At 47.0% G+C, this 21,800-nt stretch carries 26 protein-coding genes; 9 read left to right on the forward strand and 17 right to left on the reverse strand.

Annotation, left to right across the window (positions count from 1 at the left end; genetic code table 11):
* The first annotated feature begins 4 nt into the window (after positions 1-4).
* The 5 genes from M2367_RS04535 to M2367_RS04555 all read left to right on the forward strand — a co-directional run bounded on the left by M2367_RS04535 (position 5) and on the right by M2367_RS04555 (position 7,450).
* A complete protein-coding gene (locus M2367_RS04535; protein ID WP_259235940.1) occupies positions 5-3,187 on the forward strand; it encodes a type I restriction endonuclease subunit R in 3,183 nt (1,060 codons plus the stop codon).
* 20 nt (positions 3,188-3,207) lie between these two features.
* Positions 3,208-4,845, forward strand: a complete 1,638-nt coding sequence (locus M2367_RS04540) for a class I SAM-dependent DNA methyltransferase (protein WP_259235941.1) — start codon at positions 3,208-3,210, stop codon at positions 4,843-4,845.
* Positions 4,835-6,055, forward strand: a complete 1,221-nt coding sequence (locus tag M2367_RS04545) for a restriction endonuclease subunit S (RefSeq protein ID WP_171275896.1) — start codon at positions 4,835-4,837, stop codon at positions 6,053-6,055. The genes M2367_RS04540 and M2367_RS04545 overlap by 11 nt, the downstream gene beginning before the upstream one ends.
* 155 nt (positions 6,056-6,210) lie before the next feature.
* Entirely contained in the window at positions 6,211-6,612 is a 402-nt protein-coding gene (locus M2367_RS04550; RefSeq protein WP_259235942.1) for a hypothetical protein, read from the forward strand.
* Between the two features lies 1 nt (position 6,613).
* On the forward strand, positions 6,614-7,450 hold the full coding sequence (locus tag M2367_RS04555; RefSeq protein WP_111901678.1) for an ATP F0F1 synthase synthase: 837 nt from the start codon (positions 6,614-6,616) through the stop codon (positions 7,448-7,450).
* Between the two features lie 139 nt (positions 7,451-7,589).
* Here the strand turns inward: M2367_RS04555 and M2367_RS04560 are convergent, their stop codons facing one another.
* The 16 genes from M2367_RS04560 to M2367_RS04635 form a co-directional block, all read right to left on the reverse strand.
* The gene (locus M2367_RS04560) at positions 7,590-7,964 is read right to left on the reverse strand and encodes a type IV toxin-antitoxin system YeeU family antitoxin (RefSeq protein ID WP_111901679.1); all 375 of its coding nucleotides are present in this window, start codon (positions 7,962-7,964) and stop codon (positions 7,590-7,592) included.
* A gap of 2 nt (positions 7,965-7,966) precedes the next feature.
* Positions 7,967-8,281 (reverse strand): hypothetical protein, encoded by a 315-nt coding sequence (locus M2367_RS04565; protein WP_111901680.1) that lies wholly within the window; start codon positions 8,279-8,281, stop codon positions 7,967-7,969.
* An 89-nt stretch (positions 8,282-8,370) separates the two neighbouring features.
* A complete protein-coding gene (locus M2367_RS04570; RefSeq protein ID WP_259235943.1) occupies positions 8,371-8,667 on the reverse strand; it encodes a hypothetical protein in 297 nt (98 codons plus the stop codon).
* Between the two features lie 30 nt (positions 8,668-8,697).
* Positions 8,698-9,039 carry a hypothetical protein gene (locus M2367_RS04575; RefSeq protein ID WP_111901682.1) on the reverse strand — a complete coding sequence of 114 codons (342 nt, stop codon included), beginning with the start codon at positions 9,037-9,039 and terminating at the stop codon, positions 8,698-8,700.
* A gap of 1 nt (position 9,040) precedes the next feature.
* A complete protein-coding gene (locus M2367_RS04580; protein ID WP_259235944.1) occupies positions 9,041-9,583 on the reverse strand; it encodes a hypothetical protein in 543 nt (180 codons plus the stop codon).
* A gap of 83 nt (positions 9,584-9,666) precedes the next feature.
* The gene (locus M2367_RS04585) at positions 9,667-10,029 is read right to left on the reverse strand and encodes a hypothetical protein (protein ID WP_259235945.1); all 363 of its coding nucleotides are present in this window, start codon (positions 10,027-10,029) and stop codon (positions 9,667-9,669) included.
* The gene (locus M2367_RS04590) at positions 10,026-10,241 is read right to left on the reverse strand and encodes a hypothetical protein (protein ID WP_259235946.1); all 216 of its coding nucleotides are present in this window, start codon (positions 10,239-10,241) and stop codon (positions 10,026-10,028) included. Before M2367_RS04590 ends, M2367_RS04585 begins: the two co-directional genes overlap by 4 nt.
* Positions 10,241-10,747, reverse strand: coding sequence for a hypothetical protein (locus tag M2367_RS04595; protein ID WP_259235947.1), 507 nt, complete (start codon positions 10,745-10,747; stop codon positions 10,241-10,243). The genes M2367_RS04590 and M2367_RS04595 overlap by 1 nt, the downstream gene beginning before the upstream one ends.
* 116 nt (positions 10,748-10,863) lie before the next feature.
* Positions 10,864-11,202 carry a hypothetical protein gene (locus M2367_RS04600; RefSeq protein WP_259235948.1) on the reverse strand — a complete coding sequence of 113 codons (339 nt, stop codon included), beginning with the start codon at positions 11,200-11,202 and terminating at the stop codon, positions 10,864-10,866.
* Between the two features lie 210 nt (positions 11,203-11,412).
* Positions 11,413-11,910 carry a DNA repair protein RadC gene (radC, locus tag M2367_RS04605; protein ID WP_259235949.1) on the reverse strand — a complete coding sequence of 166 codons (498 nt, stop codon included), beginning with the start codon at positions 11,908-11,910 and terminating at the stop codon, positions 11,413-11,415.
* A 91-nt stretch (positions 11,911-12,001) separates the two neighbouring features.
* A complete protein-coding gene (locus M2367_RS04610; RefSeq protein ID WP_259235950.1) occupies positions 12,002-12,241 on the reverse strand; it encodes a hypothetical protein in 240 nt (79 codons plus the stop codon).
* Between the two features lie 37 nt (positions 12,242-12,278).
* Positions 12,279-12,707 (reverse strand): hypothetical protein, encoded by a 429-nt coding sequence (locus M2367_RS04615; protein WP_259235951.1) that lies wholly within the window; start codon positions 12,705-12,707, stop codon positions 12,279-12,281.
* A gap of 10 nt (positions 12,708-12,717) precedes the next feature.
* Positions 12,718-13,143, reverse strand: a complete 426-nt coding sequence (locus M2367_RS04620; RefSeq protein ID WP_259236211.1) for a DUF2787 domain-containing protein — start codon at positions 13,141-13,143, stop codon at positions 12,718-12,720.
* A 35-nt stretch (positions 13,144-13,178) separates the two neighbouring features.
* On the reverse strand, positions 13,179-13,742 hold the full coding sequence (locus M2367_RS04625) for a lecithin retinol acyltransferase family protein (protein ID WP_259235952.1): 564 nt from the start codon (positions 13,740-13,742) through the stop codon (positions 13,179-13,181).
* Between the two features lie 92 nt (positions 13,743-13,834).
* Positions 13,835-14,506, reverse strand: a complete 672-nt coding sequence (locus M2367_RS04630; protein ID WP_259235953.1) for a hypothetical protein — start codon at positions 14,504-14,506, stop codon at positions 13,835-13,837.
* Positions 14,507-14,526: 20 nt separating this feature from the next.
* The gene (locus M2367_RS04635) at positions 14,527-14,898 is read right to left on the reverse strand and encodes a hypothetical protein (RefSeq protein ID WP_259235954.1); all 372 of its coding nucleotides are present in this window, start codon (positions 14,896-14,898) and stop codon (positions 14,527-14,529) included.
* A gap of 267 nt (positions 14,899-15,165) precedes the next feature.
* Between M2367_RS04635 and M2367_RS04640 the strand changes: the two genes are divergently transcribed.
* Positions 15,166-15,510, forward strand: coding sequence for a helix-turn-helix domain-containing protein (locus M2367_RS04640; RefSeq protein WP_259235955.1), 345 nt, complete (start codon positions 15,166-15,168; stop codon positions 15,508-15,510).
* A gap of 1,146 nt (positions 15,511-16,656) precedes the next feature.
* Here M2367_RS04640 and M2367_RS04645 read toward each other — a convergent pair.
* Positions 16,657-18,723, reverse strand: a complete 2,067-nt coding sequence (locus M2367_RS04645) for a hypothetical protein (RefSeq protein WP_259235956.1) — start codon at positions 18,721-18,723, stop codon at positions 16,657-16,659.
* 100 nt (positions 18,724-18,823) lie between these two features.
* Here M2367_RS04645 and M2367_RS04650 point away from each other — a divergent pair, with 100 nt between their 5' ends.
* From M2367_RS04650 to M2367_RS04660, 3 genes are all read left to right on the forward strand, one after another.
* The gene (locus M2367_RS04650) at positions 18,824-19,072 is read left to right on the forward strand and encodes an AlpA family transcriptional regulator (RefSeq protein WP_259235957.1); all 249 of its coding nucleotides are present in this window, start codon (positions 18,824-18,826) and stop codon (positions 19,070-19,072) included.
* Positions 19,050-20,633 carry a YfjI family protein gene (locus tag M2367_RS04655; protein ID WP_259235958.1) on the forward strand — a complete coding sequence of 528 codons (1,584 nt, stop codon included), beginning with the start codon at positions 19,050-19,052 and terminating at the stop codon, positions 20,631-20,633. Before M2367_RS04650 ends, M2367_RS04655 begins: the two co-directional genes overlap by 23 nt.
* Before the next feature lie 440 nt (positions 20,634-21,073).
* Entirely contained in the window at positions 21,074-21,745 is a 672-nt protein-coding gene (locus M2367_RS04660) for an inovirus Gp2 family protein (RefSeq protein ID WP_259235959.1), read from the forward strand.
* Positions 21,746-21,800: the final 55 nt, after the last annotated feature.

Below are 21,800 nucleotides of genomic sequence, written 5' to 3' on the forward strand. Positions count from 1 at the left end.
CACTATGAAGTTTAACGAAGACACCCGTGTAAAGCTCCCAGCCATTCTTCACCTCATGAGGCTGGGCTATCAGTATCTGTCACTTAAGGGTCAATGCTGGGATCTGGATACAAATATTTTCCCTGACCTGTTTAACAAGGCGATTCTCAAAATCAATCCGGGTATTGAGCCTGATGATGTAAGTCGCTTGCTTGAAGACATCAAGCTAGAGCTGGACTACGAAGATCTTGGGCGAGCCTTTTTCGAACGACTGACGGATCGCTCCAACACCAAGCTGATCGACTTTGAGAACTTTAACAACAACAGTTTTCACGTAGTCACCGAGCTGACTTGCCAGAACGGAGATGAAGAATTCCGCCCTGATATCACCCTGCTGATCAACGGGATGCCGCTGGTTTTCATTGAGGTGAAAAAACCGAACAATCGGGAAGGCATACTGGCCGAGCGCGATCGTATCAATAAACGCTTCCAGAACCCCAAATTCAAGCGCTTCGTCAATATTACCCAGTTCATGATTTTCTCCAACAACATGGAGTATGACGACGGCGATCCTGAACCAGTGCAGGGTGCGTTCTATGCCAGCAGTTCCTATCACAACCCCGTGTTCAACTACTTCCGTGAAGAAGAAATACTTAACCTGACAGCCCTGCTGAAATCTGTATCAGATGCAGAAGAGCTGCGGGTACTCAAAGACAACAATCTGGAAGTGATCCGCAGTAACCCTGAGTTTCAGACTAATAAACACCCCGAACGCCCAACTAACCGTGTCTGCACCTCCTTGGTAAGTCGTGACCGTCTGGCGTTCATCCTGCGCTATGCACTGGCATATGTGTCCGAAACCGACGGACTGCAAAAGCACATCATGCGTTATCCTCAGCTGTTCGCGACGAAAGCCATCGAGCGCAAGCTGAATGAAGGCATGAAAAAGGGCATCATCTGGCACACGCAGGGTAGCGGTAAAACGGCACTGACCTACTTCAATGTGCGTTTTCTGACGGATTACTTTCAGAAGCAGCGGGTCATTCCCAAGTTCTACTTCATTGTGGACAGGCTTGATCTGCTGCAACAATCCCAGCGGGAATTCACCGCCCGCGGTTTGACGGTACACACTATTAACTCCCGTGATGCCTTCGCCAAAGATATCAAAGCAACACAGGTTATTCACAACCATTCCGGCAAGCCGGAAATCACGGTGGTGAATATTCAGAAGTTTCAGGATGACCCGGATGTCCTGTCCACCAAAGACTACGACATTAATATCCAGCGTATCTTCGTTCTGGACGAAGCTCATCGCAGCTACAATCCGAAAGGTAGTTTTCTGGCCAACCTTTATCAGTCCGATCCCAACGCCATCAAGATTGCGCTAACAGGCACACCGCTGATTGTGGATGAAGATAAAGCCAAGAAGAACCCGGATTCCAAGGCCATCAGCTCTAAACAGATCTTTGGTGACTACATCCACAAGTACTACTACAACGCCTCTATCGCCGATGGTTACACCTTGCGCTTGATCCGCGAAGAGATCGCCACCAACTACAAATTGGTGCTGCAACAAGCGTTAGAAGATGTGGAAGTGAAAATGGGCGATATAGATCGAAAGCTCATTTACGCACACCCGAGTTTTGTTGAACCCATGCTGGATTACATCGTTACCGACTTTGAGAAAAGTCGTGGGGCGCTTAATGATACCAGTATCGGCGGCATGGTCATTTGTGACAGCTCAGATCAAGCCAAGGAGATGTTCAAGCTCTTCGGCGAGAAATATGCCGAACAAGAGCCGCTAGATGCGAGTGTGAAAGAAGCCAATCAGCAAGCTTACGATCTTCCTATGGTGGCCGAAGAGTCTCCAGAGTATGAAAATCCAAGTGTTTCATCTAATAAAAAGCCTAATTCAAAGCTACCAAGCTCAGCGAATAACAAAGTAAAGAGTGCCGTATTGATCCTGCATGACATTGGCAGCAAGGATGAGCGAAAAGAGTGGGTAGAAGATTTTAAAGCAGGCAAGATCGACCTCCTGTTTGTGTACAATATGCTGTTGACAGGGTTCGATGCCAAGCGCCTGAAAAAGCTCTATCTAGGCCGAGTGATCCGCAAGCACAACCTGTTACAGGCGCTAACACGGGTCAACCGCACCTATAACGACTTCCGCTACGGTTATGTGGTGGATTTTGCCGATATTCGTAAAGAGTTTGATGCAACCAACAGAGCCTACTTCGACGAGCTTCAGGCAGAGCTGGGCGATGAAATGGAGCACTACTCCAACCTGTTCAAATCACAGGAAGAGATCGCGCAAGAAATCGATAATATCAAGGATGTGCTGTTCCGCTTTAATACCGAAAATGCCGAAATATTTGCCGACCAGGTCAGCCAGATCCAAGACCGAGAGACAGTATTGGCTCTGAAAAAGGTCCTAGAAAATGCCAAGAGCTTGTACAACCTTATCCGTTTACAAGGCGACTACGAGTTACTGGAACAGTTGGACTTCGCCAAACTTAATATCCTCTATCGGGAAACTTGCAATCACCTCGATATGCTTAACCTTAAAGAGAGCATCGAGAATGGCTCCGACACCACCAACCTGCTGAATGTTGCCCTTGAGGATGTGATCTTCCGCTTTATCAAAGTGGGTGAAGAGGAGCTGGTTCTTGCCGATCAGTTAAAGAACACCCTGAGGCAAACTCGCGAAGCCCTGGCCAGCAACTTCGACCAACAAGACCCTAAGTTTATTGGCCTCAGAGAAGAGCTGGAAAGGCTCTTCAAGAAAAAGAACCTCAGCGAAGTCACCCAGAATGAAATGGTGGCCAATATCGATGCACTCAACAAAATCTATGAGCGCGTTAAAGAGTTAAACCGCCAGAACAACCAACTTCGTCAGAAGTACCTAGGCGATGTCAAATACACCCGAATTCACAAACGCCTACTGGAGCGTGGTGATATCTCTGAAAACGAGCGCAAGATTTTTGAAGCCTTGACTGGTGTCAAACAGGACGCAGACGAGCAGGTACTGAACAATAGCCAGATATTGGATAACGAAGGCTACTTCGAACGTCAGATGATGCCCAAAGTCATCAATCGTTTCATGAAGCAGCAAAACATCAAGCTCAACCCAGATGCATCCAGATTTATCAATCATTTGGTGGTCGCCGAATACCTGAAAGAATTTAATACCGGCAGTAGAGCCTGGTAAACAAAAAGAGCATTAAACACATGGTAGAACTAGAGTTTCAACATAAAACCAAAGAGCTGATCGACAGCCTTAAAAACATCTGCGCCCACTATGGCTTGGGTAATGATGGTAATGAATTCAAAATCATTACCCAGACTTTCCTCTATAAGTTTCTGAATGATAAGTTCGCTTATGAGGCGAAGAAGATTGACGAAAAGATAGCCAATGCCGAGAAATGGGAAGAAGTCTTGAGCTCCATGAGCGAAGACGAACTGGAAATGCTTCAGTTGCAAATGGGGGGGGACACCGCTCGTTTAAAGCCCCATCACTTTATCAGCTATCTCTTTAGTGAGCAGAACGCGCCAGACTTTGCCAAGCTGTTCGACGACACCCTGCGCGACATTGCCCAAAACAACAACGACGTATTCGCAGTCAAGACCGACGGTGGTGCCAAGGTGGTGCTGTTTGATCGCGTGAGTGAATATATTGCCGATGGATCCAAGCGTGATGCTTTCTGCCGCGCCATCATCAACAAGCTGGTCGAGTTCAGCTTCGAGCGCATCTTTACCCAAAAATTCGATTTTTACGCCACCATCTTTGAATACCTGATCAAAGACTACAACAGTAACGCAGGTGGTAAATATGCTGAGTATTACACACCCCATGCTGTAGCCCGCATTATGGCAGCGATCTTGGTACCAAAATCGCAGCAAGGTAAAGTCAGGAACGTTAGTTGCTACGACCCCTCCGCAGGTTCCGGCACCTTGTTAATGAATGTGGCCCATGCCATTGGCGAAGATAAGTGCAGCATTTACACTCAGGACATATCTCAAAAATCCTCCAACCTGCTGCGTCTTAACCTGATCCTGAACAACCTGGTGCACTCAATCCCGAATGTAATTCAGGGGAATACCATGCTGCACCCCTATCACAAAGACGGCAAGGACCTGAAAAAATTTGACTACATCGTCTCTAATCCACCGTTCAAGATGGATTTCAGCGATTTTCGCGATGAGCTGGACAACAAAGAAAACAAAGAACGCTTCTTTTCCGGGATTCCCAAGATTAAAGCCAAAGTCAAGGACAAGATGGAAATTTACCAATTGTTCTTGCAGCACATCATCTACTCTCTTAAACCGGGTGGTAAAGCGGCGGTAGTAGTGCCAACCGGCTTTATTACGACGCAATCTGGCATCGATAAGGGCATCCGTGAATATCTGGTAAAGCACAAAATGCTGGCTGGCGTCATTTCCATGCCCTCCAATATTTTTGCCACTACAGGTACCAATGTCTCCATCCTGTTTATGGATGACAGTAATAAAGACAAGGTGGTGTTGATTGACGCTTCTAACCTGGGCGAAAAAATCAAAGACGGCAAAAACCAACGAACTGTGCTGAACCTTGATGAAGAACAACGCATTATCGATGTGTTCAACTTCAAAGAAGTCGAAGAAGATTTTTCTGTTGTAGTGAGTTATGACGACATCGAAGGGAAAAATTATTCATTTAGTGCAGGCCAGTATTTTGATGTAAAAATCGAATATATGGATATCACCTCAGAGCAGTTTACTGAAAAAATGCAGAGCTTTACCAGCAATCTAGATAGTTTTTTTAATGAGTCTTATAAGTTGGAAACTGAGATTAAAAAGCAGTTGGCAGGGTTGAAATATGCAGTCTAAATCTCTCTCTGATATTTCAAAAAATATATCAAGTGGTTTGACTCCACTGCGCAGCAATGCTGAGTTCTGGGACAATGGAACTATTCCATGGCTAAAGACTGAGCAACTTGGTGAAAAGTATATTTATGAAACCAACGAGCATATATCAAATGCTGCACTAGAGAAGACAAGTATAAAAATCGTTCCTGAAAACGCACTTTCAATCGCAATGTATGGCGAAGGGAAGACACGAGGAAATATTTCTATCCTGAAAAAGGCAATGGCTACCAATCAGGCTTGTTGTAATGTTGTTATTGATCCTAACAAGGCAGATTACGAGTATGTTTACTATTTTCTAAAGACTCAGTACGATGAGCTTAGAAACCTTTCATCTGGTGTCCGTAAAAACTTAAACTCGAATGATATCAAAACTTATCCAATTCGTTTACCTGATAATATAGATACTCAGAAGAGTATCTCGAGAGTATTAAAAGCTTTTGATGATAAGATCGAACTCAATAACAGGATAAACACTGAATTGGAGGCCATGGCCAAGACCCTGTACGACTACTGGTTTGTACAGTTCGACTTCCCCGATGCCAATGGCAAGCCCTACAAAACCTCTGGTGGGAAAATGGTCTACAACTCAACCCTAAAGCGGGAAATACCTAAGGGATGGTGCGATAGGACTCTCTCACAGATTGCTAATATTACGATGGGTCAATCTCCAGAAGGTAGCTCCTATAACGATGAAGGTGTAGGAACGGTTTTTTATCAAGGTTCCACAGATTTCGGTTGGCTATTCCCCTGCACTAGGCAATACACGACAGAGCCGAGCCGTATGGCGAAGAAAGGAGACATTCTTTTGAGTGTCCGCGCGCCTGTTGGTGATATGAATATTGCAAACACAGATTGTTGTATCGGCCGAGGTTTGGCTGCACTGAACAGTAAAACAGGATTTGATGGATTTTTGTTTTATGTAATGAAGTATTTCAAACAGATTTTTGATCGTCGGAACGCTGAAGGTACTACATTCGGATCTATCACGAAAAATGATTTGTACTCCCTGACACTGGCATATCCAACACTTGATTTGCTTGAGAAGTATGATGAACTAGTCACAAATTACAACAAAATGATATTTGATAGAAGCCTGGAAAATAGAGAGCTAATTAGGCTTCGTGATTGGCTTCTTCCTATGCTAATGAACGGCCAGGTTACAGTCAAATGATCTTAAACACTGCGTTCCGAGTTTTGCTGACCTTCAATGCCACGTCACTATTGGTGATAATTTTCTTGGTACAGAAAGGGTATGTATTGAGTCACTTTGTCAATGGTGTTTCTTGGCTAAGTTGGACAGCAATACTCCCGAATGCAGTGTCTTACATGTTTTATTTTCTGATCACTATGTTATCCACAGGGGTTAGTATTTTGCTAAGCAATAAACTAGGGAAGGATGAATTTAAATCTGGTGATGTGGGAAGCATCGAGCATGCGAACAATAGTTTTTTGCCTAGTTATTTAGGCTACTTTTTTGTGGCACTAAGTATTGGTAACTGGGAAACCCTGTGGTTTGTTTATGGCGTGTTATTTGTATTCACCTTTCTGTCTCAAGCTCTTTACTTTAACCCCCTATTTTTGTTTTTCGGTTACGAGTTTTACAACATAACAACTAAGAATGGAACTGCAATTTTTCTGATCAGTCGTCAACGGTACAAAAAGCCAGATGACATTAAAATAAAAGTGGCTTATAGAATTAATAACTACACATTTATAGAGCGAGGATAAAATGGACCACATATTGGCCAGAGTTAAAGGGTTACGCAAAAAACCATATTTTAAAATGGTCTCTGATCAATCGCTATTTGATATTGCAGCCATCAATCTGGATGCTTGCATACCTTACAACCCAGACCACAATCTGGATGAGGATGCATGGTTCAAAATTGAAGGTTTTAGTCATAAAGGTTTTTGCCTTGATCTTCTAAAGCAAGATTTCGACTCTAAAGATTATAATGATCTGACCAAAGATAACTTTTCTAAAATTGCCTTCTTGTTTGCTGTTCAGGGTGATGATTTCTATTTTCAAAAAATCACACCAAGCCTTTTTGTTAAACGTAAAACACTAGTTTTTGGCGAAATTGCAAAGCTTGAGCAAAACCAAACACGATTAGTAATAAATTCACTGCCTGATGCCGTATATTTTAAAGCGGCAGATACCTTGATTTTTAGAAATCTGGCAACCATTTCAAGTATCTTCACTGGAATTGACGAGCTGTATAAAGAAGCGACCAACGAGGAAGTGGAGCAGTTTTTAGATGAGCCATTCATCGAATTGAGTGATGACTACAGCCTGGATAAGGTTTCAAAACCAAATCGCAAACGTATTGGTCTTGCCATGGCAACGCTTGAGGCCATGTCAGCTGATGATAAAGCCAATATGCTCGATTACATCGACGGCTATTGTGGCGAGCAGATGCTAAAACTCGACAGAGAAAAGCAGAAATTTGAAATATCAAATGATGATGAGTTGAAAATTCTACTATACGGCATTGAGCAGCGTTTTTATACGACTCCTTTTAGCCATGAAAAAAGGCTTGCTAACTCGGTTCTGGCCATCAATTAATGAGAGTTCGATTTTCCCGTGACGTACCATTTTTTAAATGATACGTCACGATATAATTGTCTTTATAAAGCTACGTTTTGGGTAAATCTCTTCAACTGACTAAAATTGCAGCCAGTTGTGAGCCTAATAGATCTGCCATCTACCTTGCTTGGTAAATCGCCACGTAGACATAGCCATGGCTACCGAGGGTATCGGCTTCGCAGGTGAAACCACCGTGATGGACGGTGATACGTTGCTGGCGCTGAGCATCCAGTTCGCCTGTCAGCAATTTGGCCTCCAGTTCCTTGACGATGCTCGGGAAGCCAACTTCAAGCTGGTCGATAGCTTCCTCCTCCCATTCACCAATCAATGAGGCCCGATCTGACAAAAAGTGCAGCCGGTGATGCTCTTGAATAAGACGGGCACCAAAGCGCGGTGTAACGGTATGAGGCAAGCCCCACTGTGCAAAAATCCGATTGGGGTGCTCTGGCGCTACGGGGTGTTGGTTGTTGGTGTGTGTGGTTTTCGTGGTCATGATTAGCGATACCTCAATTGGATGTGGATGATGGTGCCTGGCACGTTGTGGCGCAGGCGTAGTCTGGCTAGGTGCTCGGGCAGGTCTGTCAGGCTTGCCAGTCGCCCTCGGTAGAGCCGGGAGAGATTGACGTAGTCAGGGTGACTCACGGTGATGGTCACCTGATGCCCTAGCTGCCAGCGGCCAAACAGGCGTGCTTTGGCCTCTTTGATGGTGGTGATGCCGGGGGCGGGTAGCATTTGCCGGTTTCGCAGATGCAGTTTGTTGAGCTCGGGGGCATAGCGATGCACCTCGAGCCCTGTGATAAGACGGGTCATGTTCGGTGACTCCAATGATGCAAAGGGCCAGCCTGTGAGGGCTGGCCCTTTATGCTGTTTGTGGATGAGCGATGAGATGTTCGCGGTGGCTAGCCGTTGTAAAACAAGATGTAGTTCACTCCTGCCTGCTGGGCGGCAGTGAGTAAGAGTTGCAGTGCTGGCGGGATGGCATCGAGCTCCATGGCCAGGTTCAGTGTGTACTCATAGGCGGAGTCATCCTTCACACCGACATGTTCATGGGAGGCCCTTTGCTTGACCCATTGCCATTCTGGCGCCAGGTCTGCGTCATCGTAATCGCCGATGATGGAACTCATGGCGACATCCAGCATCTGCATCACCGTATGGCCTGCCAGTGGGTCAGGTGTTGCAGGGAGGGTGTTGGTCATTGCATCGTTCCTTGTTGTCTGGGCTGTGCGTTACAGCTGATTGATAACCGGCTTGCAATTGAGCCGGCCCAATAGATGCAGCGAGCCGTACTGGGCTACCAGCCGGTCTATGACCATCTGGGCACAGGCCGTTCTGCTGGGCTTATTCTCAGGTATGGCGTAACGCGCGGTGAGCCAACCACCGAGCAGTGCTATCCGGTAGCCACTCGGGATATGGGTGAGCGACGTCTCTATCCCCCTCCCGTGAATGAGGAAGGGCACTGCTTGGCCGCCGATGTCGATATCCATGCGTTGGCCCTTTAGCTCAAAGGTGGTGAGCTCGCTGGTTTGCGGATGTTTGCCTGGCACCTTGATGGTGATGTTTTTCGCCATTTCACACCTCCGGTTTGGGTTCAAAGTGGCGGGTTACAACGCCCGCTTCCGGGTCGATACTGATAAAGGCCGGGGCTTGCGGGTGGTACTGATAGAGCCGCGCCAGTTCGGCACGAAACGCTTCGACGTTTGGCGCAATCACATGGCTGGTATCCCCCTCGGCATAGGTAAAGGTCTCCAGCTTCTCGGTGTTAATCCAGATACCGAAGTACCAAGCGCCCTCCTCGGTATCGTACTGCTGCCAGCCCTGAGCCAGCAGCGTCCGGTCGTAGTAGTAGCGGTCAGCCTGATGACTCCCCCGGTCGATGCGGCAACCCGTCACGGTGAGCTCGAACGGGATACGCCCTGCTTTGTGAGCCTTTTTGACCCGGCGTAGTAGCTCGAGGGCCTTGGCTCTGCTGCGGCCATTACCGAGCGGTTGCGGCTGCCTGGCCCGCAATGCCAGATGGGTCATTATCTTCGGTGCGGTGTTGTGGTTGAGCTGGCCGATAGCGGCGGTGAGTTGTCGGGCGGACAGAGTCTTGTAATCACGTAAGTCATGCATGGTTGGGCTTCCTTCAAATGCAAACAGCCCCTCGGGGTGAGGGGCTGCATGGGGTCATATGTGTGCTGTCGGCGTTGTCATGGTCATGTATGGCTACTCCAATCCGGCGCATCGTTGCTGCCGTGGTTGACGTAGGCACCCACAATGGTGCGTCGCCACTCCCCAACGGGATAGCCTAGGTCGTTGCACTCACGATCCCACCACGCAAAGTTAATCTCGCGGGGCAGGTTGTCCACCATGTCCAGTGGACTCACGAACAGCGAGGTCTTGTGCATCGTTGGCACGGGCTTGATCTTGTCGGGGCCAGTGCGCTTGCCGGTCTCGTCATAGTCGTGCGCCCACTTCGGGAAGATGAGCTGATAGGTAATGAGCCTATGCAAATCGCCATGTGCGCTCATTGCCTGAGCTACTGCGACCTGAGTGAAGCTATCGTTGAATTCGATCATGGGTGTTTCTCTCTTTCTGCAGGTGAACGGTAAGCCGCTGCCAGCAGCGCAAACTGCTCGACCAGGTAACTGATGCTGATGCCCAGTTCATCACTGACCCCATCACCCAGACGATGATGCAGGTGTGCCATGTCATCGGCGATACGCTGGGCTATCTGGGCTGTACCGTCCGCTGGTGAACTCGTTATGGTCAGAGTGATGGAAAGGTTCATCACATCTCCCCCCAAGGGGCTTGCTCCCACAGTGACAGCCGGGTCAACACATCTTGCGCCAGCGCCTGCTGCAACTGCTGAATCACCTTCACCAGCCGGGGAGCCTGCTCAGGGCTCCCGCTCCATTCGCTCGATTGGTACAGGGCGCAGCAGGTAAATTTGTAGAGTGCGACCAGTTCGGCATCGGTGAGTGGTCCCTGGTGATAACGGTGGGCAGGTTTGAGCGATCCCAGTTTGGTTGAGCCACGCTGGCGTGGTTCCTTCTGATCTTGCTGGCGTCCTAACTGATAGCGATGCCAGACTGCCCGCCGGTTGGCGAGCATCATCAGCCGAACCAGCCGATCTACCCGCCACGTCCAGGTACTGGTGACATCCATTGATGAGTTCCACCAGAGGGTGCGCAGTAGCTCCAGGGTGTAGTGCGGTGGCATCGGGGCATTGCAAAAGCGGTGTAACTGTACGGCAAAGGCCAGGTAATCCTGGCGGTCAATCATGAAGGCAGACATGGGAATGAATCCTTGAAATGAACAGGGCCACATGCAGTGAGGTGGCCCTGTGGGTGATGTCGTGATATCCGGATCATGGAGCTGGCGCTGATGATCCGGGTTTGGGGATGTTGGCGTTATTCATACGCCTGCTCAGTGTCGGGGTGAGCGGCATCGAACAGGATGGCGTAGAGCGTGGAATCAATGCCGTTGACGGCATCGTGGTGTGGGTAATAGGGCGGCGCGTCTCTGGAGCGCTCAAAGTAGTCACCAAAGCAGCTGAGACACTCGCGTATCTCGATGGTGGAGCCCAGCAGCAAAGCTTCTTCAAACTGCTTGGCATAAATCTGATCGTCACCAGACTTGGTAACCGCCTTATCCAACAACGCCAGCGCCCCTTCGTTGCTGGCGGCTGCCAGGCCATCGCGCAGCTTGCCCAGGGTTTCTTCCAGGGAATAGGGGTTAGGTAATCGCACGGTGTTTGTCCCTTCTTGGCACGGCTAATGGCGTAGCTGATGCAGCAGTGCATCAATGGCCTCTATGCAGTCGGCTTGGGTGAGCTGGTAGCCGTTGGGCAGGTGGGCCATGATAGCGGGCGCTGCCTGCATCTGGACGTTGTCTGCAAGCCAGCAACGTAATTCGATGGATATCGAGGACGGTGAGGTGTGATTTGCCAGGGGGAATGTTCATAGCAGGTTTCGCCCTGCCAGTGACACCACGCCCTCAGCCCCGACCACCAAGTGGTCAAGCAACCGCACATCGACCAGTGCCAACGCCTCTTTGAGGACCTGGGTAAAGACCCGGTCTGAGTGACTGGGTTCCGGGTCACCGCTTGGATGATTGTGCACAGCTATGATGGCACCACTGTTGAGTAGCAGGGCACGCTTGACCACTTCCCGTGGGTAGATGCTGGCACTGTCGAGGGTGCCACGAAACAGCTCCTCAAAGGCTAACACGCGATGCTGTGAGTTGAGGAACAGAGCGCCAAACACTTCATGCTCCCGGTCCTGCAGCAGGGTTTGCAGTCGCTCGGCGGCCTCCGTGGTGCTGGTGATGGCTGTGCCTTTAGCCAAGCGCTTGCGGGCAATTTGGTTGGCAATACGCAGCAGGTCTTGTTCGGTCACAGGTTCGGTGACGACATAAGTGCCGGGGCATTCCCCGGCTTTCAGCTTGTGGTAACGCATAGTGGAATTCTCCAAATAAACAAAACCCCGACACGCATGAAGCATGTCGGGGTCAAAGGTAGAGAGGTTGTTGGCTCTCTTTCAGGGTAGTTCAGGTGTCCGTTGTGATGGGGCCTGCCGTGGCTGCGGTTTCACGCTTCATCGGCATCAACGATCCGGGGACCTGCACGGTGAGCGGTATGGCCAGTGCCAGGCTTAATCGTTCTGCCAGTTCGTAAGCGGGGCCGATAGTGTCGTAGTCAGCTACCCAGGTAGCCAAGGCTAGACCACTGGTCTCTACCGCCCGCAGATAGACGCTGTAGCCCTGAACGGTCAGGCCACTGTCACGCACCACCTGAGTTTCCCCCTCTCGGTTAATCGCTTCAAGCTCAACGGCTATCGGTTTTTTGGGCATCATGTGCCTCCTCTTGGGGTAAGGGGTCACTCTCCACGCAATAGCCGTGATGAATGCAGGTACGCTGCAGATCGCTCAAAAAGCTGCCCAGTACACGGGGCCGCTCAGATAGTGGGACGGGTCCTGCCTGGCTGCGCCAGAAACAGCGACGAGTGGGGTCCACGCAGATTTCATCCACGGGCTGACTCATGGTGCGCCAGTCATCAGCATTGGTGAGGGAGCGCAGTTGCCACTGCACGCCAGACCAGCGCAGATGCAGCGTGACAGTGCGGGCATGTGGGCTATCAGGAGTAAGGTGCAGCAACCAGCGTTGGCCACTGTGGGTGGGGGTTAGCTTAGCCTTGGCCGCAACCAGCCCCAGCCACTGACGTGAGGTGTGGGAGAGCGGCAGTTCGTTAGTCATCACACACCTCCTACTCCCCGCTGACTGTGACGGTGAAATACCCCATCTGGCCATAGGCAATGAAATTGTTCTGCCACAGGGCGAACAGTTCGCGTGCTTCCACGCCGGGCAGTGGTCCCCACCCCTGCAGATAGTGCTCGTCGCAGGAGAGGTTGAAGTCGAGCTCCTTGCAGAGCTCGGCATCCTGGCCGAGCCCCTGGTAGCTGAAGTCGGTGATGTAATCGAAGACCCAGCCGTGTAATCCCCGAATAAGCCGCAGCTCTACCGGGTGGACGCCACCCGTTGCGGCGCTGTAGCCGGGGCTGCGAAAGTTAAAAGTCAGGGTCGAGAGGTCGGCGAGACTGAGCTGCTGTTCCCGCACGATGTTGCGCAGCAAGTCAGGTAGCTCGGGCGAAATCGGCAGGGCCATCCCTACCAAGTGAAATGGCATGGTCATCATGGTGTGTCCTTTCGTATCGAATGTGAGACGCGTTAATCCCTGAACCAGCGCCAGGCGCGGTAGAGGCCGTAGGTGGCTGCCAAGGGGGCCGCCAGCGAGGTGGCCGAGCTCCCAAGCAGCACACCGACTGCTGCGGTCACAGCGGTAGTTGCTGATGGGTTCAGTGCCGTGCTGGTGGCCATGCCAGGCAGGGCCGCAAGGGTAGGCTGCCGAGCCACAGTGCGAAGCGCCTGATGTGCGATACACCCCGTGGCAATCAGCTGGTTAATCTGCTTGCTGTAGTGAAAGCCGTCGATACACCAGCGCACGAAGTGCTCACAGTTGTTCAAGAGCGTGCTGTAGTGCGCTTCCCCGAGGCGGGAGTAAGCCCGGTCGATGCTTTCTTCTCGGCTATAGGTCCGCATCCCGTGGTGCTGAACGTGGTAGCCTTGGCGTTGGCAAAACTCAGCCAGTGAGGTGATGGCAACCTGACCTGAGCGTTCACCGGCACTGACACCCCGGTAGTGGATAACCTGATGGTCACCCAGGAACAACCCGTGGTGCTGATAGCCGATACGGGGTGACACGAGGTGGTCCCCCGATTGTGGTAATGGCATGCATGACTCCTTACATGGCAAACGGCATAAAGACCAAGGGCACCGCGAGGGTGCCCTTGATGATGGAAGGTGAGAGATGATTACCCGGCAGGTCAGGATTGCTTGCTCAGTGCCATGGTGCGGCTATCCCAGGCCCAGGTTTCGGCGGGGTTGCCTGGCAGGACCAGCGTGAAGCCGTTGGCGTCATGCTTCAGCTTGCCCAGGTCGCTACAGGTGCCGAAGGTGGGAGTGAGCAGGGGAAGTGCATCCGGTCGGATGACGGCCAGCTGATAGAGCACCGGACAGGCGATGCCACCGGAGTTGAGTTCGAGCAACACGGCTTTTCCCTGCGCCAATGGTTGCTCATGATTGATGGTAATGGAATGATACATATCAGTACTCAACAGAACCTGTTCGCCATGAGCTACCACGATAGTGCCATCGTCCTGTGGGTTGATGGCAATGTCTGCTGAGGCTGGAGCCGAGAGTGTTGGCTCGAAATAGACACTCCCATTTGAGTATGTTTTCAGCGTGCCGGTTAGCGTGATGTGCTGGGCTACCAAATTCATCAGGTGCGGTTCGTCTGCTTCTTTAGCAAGCAATTCCACCTGCTGTCCCGAGACGGTCTCTACCCAGTACTTTAGGCTGGCATATTGCAACGTGCCTTCGATTTGACTTTGTTTGCTCGACACCACAGTGGGTGCTGACGGGGACAGGGCTGCAAAGGAATAGGGGCAACAAAGTGTGCTGGCCAAAATGATTGTTCTGCTGAGATTGAGGAGCATGTGATATCTCTTGATGGGGGTTAATTGAAGGTGTAGGACGCGTTGCCTTGGTCGGTGATGAACGTGACGTCCTTTAATCGACAAGGGTCTGTCATTGTGAATACGGCACTTTCCATGTAATTAAGCCTGCGTGGTAAGTAGTAGACATTTGCGAATTCCCCGCTACCGAGATTTTTCACCAGCACCTGGCATTGGCTCTGGCCGTCATTGACGATGATCTTGCTGATGCGGATCGGGTTGTCGTTAAGCGAGGTGGCTCGAAGCTGCGCTCGCCCAATAGCGGTGTAGTACACATCAAGGTCGAATTCGGGGCTATCGGTGGACTCTGCATTGCAGGCACTCATTGATAGGCCGCAGGCCAGCAGTAAGGGATAAAGCAGTGTGCGATTCATGATGTCTCCTGGGTAAACATGGCAAAGGGATACCTGGCCGACGAAGCAAGCCTGTCGGGTTAACAGTGATTAACGCAATGGGTTAATGGTGGTGCTGGCCGATAGCCAAACACTACTGAAGGGGGATGAGGGTTAGGTCGTGTTGAACTCCTTTCGATGTTGGTGTGAGTATTTGAATGAATTAGATCTATTGAGGTGATCCTCGTCGCAAAGGGTCCTTAATGTCAATGGGTCCATGGTCAACCATACAGGTTGACTGGAGGACTTATGACTGACATCAACTTTGAAGAGCTAGCCAAGAGCGTAGGTAAAGCGATAGGACGTCAACGACAGCAGGTGGGGCTGACTCAGGAGCAAGTGGCAGAACACCTGGGGATAGGTATGGAGGCCATCTCCCGGATGGAGCGAGGCCTCGTGGTGCCGACAGTGGTGCGATTGGCAGAGCTCGCTCAGCTGTTTGATTGTGAGCTTGCAGACTTCCTGCGTGAGACCAGCAACCGCCCCACCGAACAAGGCATTGTGCTCAGCCAACAGTTGGCCAAACTCAATACAGCAGATAGGGCGCTGCTGTTGGAGGTGGTTGATAAACTGGTGGCACGACTGGCCCCTTAATGGCTTGCAGTGCGCATTGATGACAGACTGATGCCAATGGACCGATAACTTGGGAGGCCGCGATGGCGCTCCCAAGCAGCTTCACAGCGATATGTGTTTACTCTCCCTTGATAATATCTATCTGAGTTACTTTTCAATCGGACCGGAAAAGCGACAACCCTGAGCTACCAAGACGAAACTAGGAAGCCTCACCCATTTATCTATTTCAATGGGGAAATGTCTAGTGACCATGTTGCTTGGTCTCTTCAGCTATATGTGAGTTATTCCTGTTCGCGTGTCTGAGAGGGTGCTATTCGCATAAAAAGCATGACATCTAGTCGCAAAGCTAACTACATTTTATTGGCGTTTAATTTAGCGATTGCTCGGTGATTGAGGTGCAGTATTGTTATTGATGCGAACACATTAAAGAGCCGACAGTTAAGGGCTGCTCACTTATCAATCAAGCAATTTACAGTTCGATGGTCAACGAAAATGATATTTCACAACATCCTCGCTTCGCGTTTAAGCATTTATCAATGCAAGTCTGAGATCAAAGTTTTCAACCATCTCTGAGCAGGTCTCCATTTTCAGCTTAAATTTATTTCGCTGAGTATCTATAAAGGTGTAGAGCCTCATGGTGCTGAATCACGTTAGACGCTGATTCGTTAGGTAGAGGGAGAACGGAACAAGTTACTCTCACCGTATAGGTTAGTATATTGAGAAGCATGAGATATTAAATGATTTTTGGCGATGTATTCAGTATTGAATAAATACATCAAAAATAGTTGTGGAAGTAGGATGTTCTGAAGCTATAAGGAATATTATTGGTGGTGATCGCTGTGTAGATGAAAAATATATTTTAGGCTGACCTTAACCGCAGCAATAAGGTCAGGTTGCCACAAAATACATTTAAATAGATAGATGCTGTAGTGTTTCATGTGAGAATCATGGTTCTAATTTAATGAGGTGCTATTAGGGAAAATCCCAGATACTTTTGATATTTGTATCTGAAAGTATCTGGAGAGGACTTGGGGTGATCGTATTTCATAGGCTGCAGGAACTTAGTTGGAACAGGAGCGCAAACCGACTCAAGATTCGATGCAGTTGTTGGTCATTGTACATCAATCCAAACCATCAGGCATAGATTGAAAGTAGTTTAATAGCAAGTTAATTTTTCGACATTCTAAATGATAGCTCTTCGTATGCTAGAAATAATAACCGCACAACATCATTTTTCTCCCCAAGCGTGATAATGTTATTAACATTATCACCAGGGACAGAAAATAGCATTGTGATAGTTAAGTAGTCTAGAAGGCATGCTCCGAGTGAGGACCCGGTAATACAATGGATTAGATTACTCATGAACTCCTCTCTTGAAATAATTCTAGCTCTATTCAAGTCATATACGAAATTTATAATAGCGTCAGGATCATTAAGATCTACATCGGCGCTAACTTTATCTAAACCAGATAATATTTTGCCGCACACAATATTAAGGCGTTCAAGTAAATTATGGCAAATCAGTTTTGAGTCATAGTTTAAATTATGTATATCCACAGTCAAAAAAGGTTGGCCAAATATATTATAATGAATGTCACTAGTTGGTGTAGTATGTCGCGCAATAGTAAAGTTATAACAATAGATAGCTTTTGCAAGGTACAAGTTGTAATGGCAATATTTGTTTTCGCTAGAAATCACAGAATGTTTATTGTACGCATCTTCTGAAAGCCATAACGCTAAAAAACGGGATTTAGGTAAAAGAATGGATATATTCCCTTCATGATTAAGAGTATCGCTCACTTGTGGTAACAACGAGATGTTTTTTATTTCGTTCGCTCTTTGATTATACAATAATCCAATGGTCAGTACAGCCAATGCATACTTATTGAATCCAAATGTTGATAAACTGAATTCGTTTATGTTATCGATCACATTCAGGGCTTTTTCTGGTAATTCCTTTTGAATGGAATCAAGTATTTCTAGTAGAAGGATATATTGGGAAAAATAATGTTGATATTGGTTAGTTGGGTCATCTGCGAGTTCAGCTATAGTAGAGAAATAATCCCTATTAAACACAATATAATTGGCGTGAGTAGGATTTTCACTTGGGTTGTGTTCAAAATTTATATGCCCATTATCAATGTCTAGGCTATAAAAATAAAGTGCAGGTGGTGGATATACCATGTGTGACAATAAATCCAAATTCTCTTTCAGTTTGGCAAAACCAAATTTCTCTTTGAAAGGAGGCATTAAAGGTGTGTCAAACAGTCGTAAAACACAATCAACAACATTATTTATTCGCTCTATGCGTCTTTCTTTAACTAGCAGTAACGGGGGCAGTCCGAGTAATTTCCCAAGTGCCTTGTCTTCTTCATTGAACTCATCGTAATTATCGTCAAGGACGAATCTTAAGGTCTTTTTCAAATTATTTAGTAATGGGTTTGAACCAATCACAACCTGGTTGTAAGTCTTGTGAAAATGACCAAACATGCCTGTTTTATTGTCTATATCTTGCAGGATTATAACAGCAGTGTAAGCTGCGGAAATTGAATTCAGATTATAACTATTAAGGTTACAATCAGAGAGTCTTTTTTGACAGAGACTTATTTTTTCATTTAATGTTTTACAGGTTTGATTTCCTTTCTTGTGTAATTCATTTAAATAGTCCAATAGTTCTTGAATGAGTAATTCAGGGTTGTTATATTTTCTTGATTCGCAAAACTTTAATATATAATTATTTTTAATTAACTCTCGTATGTATTTTTGTGCTGTTAGTTTTCGGAACCTCTCTTGCCCCTCCTTTATTAATATTAAGTTTTCCTGTCTTAGTATTTCGTCGAGATGATAATAAATAGACTCTTCACTAGATTGTTCTTTAAATATACATATATCTGTGCAGATTAATGGAATTATTGAATTTTTAGTGTAGACATTTAATGCATCCTCTAATGGCTCCCTGATTATTATGTCTTTTCGAACCAATACATTGCATATACTTTCTAATATATCAATATGATTGGAAAGGATATTTTGTGACAAACTGCTGCCAATATGTAGCCGCTGGCATATTTTATCCAGTGTTAACTGGTAGTTGTATTTGTCATCGTCTGACAGTGTATTTTTGTATGAATTTTCGCCATCTCTACTGGGCTTCTCGGATGAGCGGACTGGCTTACTAAGCCCAAGGGTCTTTTCTACAAAGTAGAGAAATGCTGCGAAAAAGTGCGTCATCATGATTTACCTCTTGGGTTCGTAATTTGTCCCCCTAACACGTTACCTCCAGGTCCACCATAATGCGAGCTCATCCAATCAGACGTTAGAAGGACATCACATAATGCAAGAAGCAATAGACCGCATCATTAGGATGCCGGAGCTTACAAAGATGATTAGCCTCGCTAGATCAACAATTTATGACAAGCTGAACGCCAGGTCTTCCCGGCATGATCCCAGCTTTCCCAAGGCGATAAAGCTTGGCAAGTCAGCGATCGGCTGGCGTCAGAGCGAGGTCAATCAATGGATAGCAACCAGGTCGCAAAGTAGTCAAGCAATGGAGGTCAATAATGAATCAACACAGAGCCATTGAAGCTGTCATTGAGCGGTTAGATCAGTCCCTTTGGGATCCACTGGATGTCGTCGCTTATAGAACAAAGGCCCCGAGATTTATGATCTTGACTCAAATCTTGTCTGTTATAGCTATCGCATCGCAGCAGTTGGTAGATATTAGCCCCAAAAGTGAGATGAAAATACCAGCATCACTTTACACTCTAATTCTAGCTGCTTCTGGCGAGAGAAAAAGCACGGTCGATAAGCTACTGATGAAACCAGTTCGTGAATTTGAAAAATGGTTGGCTGAGCAAGCAGAAAATACACAGCAAAAATATCAGACTGAACTGGAGTTGTGGAATATGAAGAAGAAAGTGTTAAGCAAGGAGTTAGATGATATGTATAGAAAAGGTGAGGAGCAGGCTATTCTGATAGATTCATTGCATACTCACAATATGAATAAGCCAACGTCACCAATAGCCAATAGAATTCTAGCTGAAGACGTAACCGTCGCAAAGCTGAAATCAATGTTAGCAGGACATAATACGTCATTAGCCCTAGTGTCAGACGAAGCAGGGACACTGCTGTCGAGTGACTTGATGAAGGATAATGCATTGTTCAACTCATTGTGGTCAGGTCAAACTATACGGGTAGACAGAGCCAACGCCACTGAAGTTCATATTGAAGGTGCACGTTTGACTTTGAGCATGCAAATCCAGCCTGATATATATAGAACATTCAGAGATAGTAATGGTGATGCGATGAGGAGCTCTGGATTAGACGCTCGAATTCTACTTTGTGAGCCTGAGTCAGAGATTGGCTATCGTCAAGAAGATAGAGATGAGAGCGCATCACTAGAGGATAGAATTAAATTAGGTAGATTTAACTCCAGGATTAATTCTTTACTGAAAGAAGGGCTCGAGATGAGAGCACAAGACAAGAAGCGTCATTGCCTGAATTTAACAGAAAGTGCTAAGAAAATTTGGAATGACAAGTTCAATGACATTGAATATGCAATGAGGTGTGGGGAGTATTTGGAACACTATAAAGATTTTGGTTCAAAGTTTATGGAGCAGGCGTCAAGAATTGCGGCGACACTTCATGTGTTTAAAAACATAAACTACAGAACCGCGCTTGTGACTCATGAAACTATGCAGACTGCTATTGAACTAGCTGAAATATACTTACATCAAGCATTGATAATATTTAGATCGCCCGAGGCTAGGGAGTTCGTGGACGAGACACATGTTAATAAGCTACTGGAGTGGATTATTCATAACTGGAATAATGAGCTGTTTTTGAAAGGTGATATTAGACGAAGTGGCCCACATTGCGCTCGTAATTTGGATAAGCTAGAAGATGCAATAGAAGTTCTTATTGCTCGAGGAGATATCATTTGCTTTAAAAAGAAACAGTCAATCTATATTTCTTTATCTTGGAAGAAATACCCTAGGCTTGTTAGGCGCTCTTTGGTACGCACCAGCGATAGGATTTATGTTAGCGATCTCGTAGAGTATCAAGGGAAACGCCACTTAGGGATACCATCAATTGATCTTTTTAAAAGGTCGTTGATGGACATGAGAAATAAACTGCGAAATTAATATTTGCTCCATGACCTTTTATTGATAGTTCAGCATTAACTATTGCGATACCTCGCCTTAAGTAACTTAAGAGTGTTGTTATATATGGATGTATCATTACTGCATCTGAATCAGGAACCCTATGTTTATATTTTAGTGTATATATCGATTTAATTGAGTTGTGAGTTAGGTTATTTAAATAAGACATGGTGCGGTATATGTATTATATATAGCAATACATACACTCTTATATACATCCATAGCCATGCACACTACTAACGCTCAGCAGCATACGCTATGCAATCTAACGATGAGAGGAGCATGAAGACTACATGCCTCTAAGCATGTACCACTATGGATAGCATCCAGAGCATGGTGTATTTGCTTAAGAAAAAATATATCTATTTATTTAATCCAATAGAACTATACCCCTGTATTTATTAACCAAGGTAGGGACTCCTATGTGGAATCACTTAAAAAATTCAGTATTGAAGATGAAAGCGCTTACTAGTTTATACGCATACAGTTATGGCCCTATGAATAGTACTTATTTGAGGCGTAGCTTAGATGTTGTGTCTGGTACCCTGGCTAGGTATCCTCGTGTTTATGCTCTGCGTGTGGATCTTCGCTTTGCTAGTGAGTCGCCTGAAGATGATACTGATACGCTGACTTGTTTACAGCGTTCAGATTCATCAGTGATCACCCGCTTTATGGAATCACTTAAAAGCCAATTACGTGCAGACCATTACCGTCAAAAATGGCGTGGGTCTCCGTCATTACCAACCGTTATCTGGTGTCGGGAGCAGGAGTCATCGGCATTACCCCATTACCACCTGATGCTGCTATTTAACAAAGACGTGTATGCCTTCCTGGGAAATTATCGGGATTATGATGCCAACAATATGGGGACTCGGATCCAGAAGGCGTGGTGCAGCGCGTTGGACCTCCCATACCCTGATAATGCAACGCTGGTTAACTTCCCTGTAAATCCACAATACAGGTTTGACCGTAACTCAGCGCGAAACTTAGATGATAATTTCAGCGCATTTCTATTTCGTATGGCTTACCTGAGTAAACAAAGAACGAAGGTTGTTGATGGACAACGCAACTTCGGTTGCAGTCAAGTACGATAATATGCTTGAGCACATCAGTGCTCATTAGTATGCTATAGAACAATCTCTGCATATT

The organism is Aeromonas sp. BIGb0445 (genome assembly GCF_024809075.1).
GTDB classification, from domain to species: Bacteria; Pseudomonadota; Gammaproteobacteria; order Enterobacterales; family Aeromonadaceae; genus Aeromonas; species Aeromonas rivuli.

What these genes read in the sequence shown, in the direction of transcription:
- M2367_RS04535 (WP_259235940.1), top strand. Translation starts at nt 5, where the DNA reads ATGAAGTTTAACGAAGACACCCGTGTAAAGCTCCCAGCCATTCTTCAC.
- M2367_RS04540 (WP_259235941.1), top strand. Translation starts at nt 3,208, where the DNA reads ATGGTAGAACTAGAGTTTCAACATAAAACCAAAGAGCTGATCGACAGC.
- M2367_RS04545 (WP_171275896.1), top strand. Translation starts at nt 4,835, where the DNA reads ATGCAGTCTAAATCTCTCTCTGATATTTCAAAAAATATATCAAGTGGT.
- M2367_RS04550 (WP_259235942.1), top strand. Translation starts at nt 6,211, where the DNA reads ATGTTTTATTTTCTGATCACTATGTTATCCACAGGGGTTAGTATTTTG.
- M2367_RS04555 (WP_111901678.1), top strand. Translation starts at nt 6,614, where the DNA reads ATGGACCACATATTGGCCAGAGTTAAAGGGTTACGCAAAAAACCATAT.
- M2367_RS04560 (WP_111901679.1), bottom strand. Translation starts at nt 7,964, where the DNA reads ATGACCACGAAAACCACACACACCAACAACCAACACCCCGTAGCGCCA.
- M2367_RS04565 (WP_111901680.1), bottom strand. Translation starts at nt 8,281, where the DNA reads ATGACCCGTCTTATCACAGGGCTCGAGGTGCATCGCTATGCCCCCGAG.
- M2367_RS04570 (WP_259235943.1), bottom strand. Translation starts at nt 8,667, where the DNA reads ATGACCAACACCCTCCCTGCAACACCTGACCCACTGGCAGGCCATACG.
- M2367_RS04575 (WP_111901682.1), bottom strand. Translation starts at nt 9,039, where the DNA reads ATGGCGAAAAACATCACCATCAAGGTGCCAGGCAAACATCCGCAAACC.
- M2367_RS04580 (WP_259235944.1), bottom strand. Translation starts at nt 9,583, where the DNA reads ATGCATGACTTACGTGATTACAAGACTCTGTCCGCCCGACAACTCACC.
- M2367_RS04585 (WP_259235945.1), bottom strand. Translation starts at nt 10,029, where the DNA reads ATGATCGAATTCAACGATAGCTTCACTCAGGTCGCAGTAGCTCAGGCA.
- M2367_RS04590 (WP_259235946.1), bottom strand. Translation starts at nt 10,241, where the DNA reads ATGAACCTTTCCATCACTCTGACCATAACGAGTTCACCAGCGGACGGT.
- M2367_RS04595 (WP_259235947.1), bottom strand. Translation starts at nt 10,747, where the DNA reads ATGTCTGCCTTCATGATTGACCGCCAGGATTACCTGGCCTTTGCCGTA.
- radC (WP_259235949.1), bottom strand. Translation starts at nt 11,910, where the DNA reads ATGCGTTACCACAAGCTGAAAGCCGGGGAATGCCCCGGCACTTATGTC.
- M2367_RS04615 (WP_259235951.1), bottom strand. Translation starts at nt 12,707, where the DNA reads ATGACTAACGAACTGCCGCTCTCCCACACCTCACGTCAGTGGCTGGGG.
- M2367_RS04620 (WP_259236211.1), bottom strand. Translation starts at nt 13,143, where the DNA reads ATGACCATGCCATTTCACTTGGTAGGGATGGCCCTGCCGATTTCGCCC.
- M2367_RS04625 (WP_259235952.1), bottom strand. Translation starts at nt 13,742, where the DNA reads ATGCCATTACCACAATCGGGGGACCACCTCGTGTCACCCCGTATCGGC.
- M2367_RS04630 (WP_259235953.1), bottom strand. Translation starts at nt 14,506, where the DNA reads ATGCTCCTCAATCTCAGCAGAACAATCATTTTGGCCAGCACACTTTGT.
- M2367_RS04635 (WP_259235954.1), bottom strand. Translation starts at nt 14,898, where the DNA reads ATGAATCGCACACTGCTTTATCCCTTACTGCTGGCCTGCGGCCTATCA.
- M2367_RS04640 (WP_259235955.1), top strand. Translation starts at nt 15,166, where the DNA reads ATGACTGACATCAACTTTGAAGAGCTAGCCAAGAGCGTAGGTAAAGCG.
- M2367_RS04645 (WP_259235956.1), bottom strand. Translation starts at nt 18,723, where the DNA reads ATGATGACGCACTTTTTCGCAGCATTTCTCTACTTTGTAGAAAAGACC.
- M2367_RS04650 (WP_259235957.1), top strand. Translation starts at nt 18,824, where the DNA reads ATGCAAGAAGCAATAGACCGCATCATTAGGATGCCGGAGCTTACAAAG.
- M2367_RS04655 (WP_259235958.1), top strand. Translation starts at nt 19,050, where the DNA reads ATGAATCAACACAGAGCCATTGAAGCTGTCATTGAGCGGTTAGATCAG.
- M2367_RS04660 (WP_259235959.1), top strand. Translation starts at nt 21,074, where the DNA reads ATGTGGAATCACTTAAAAAATTCAGTATTGAAGATGAAAGCGCTTACT.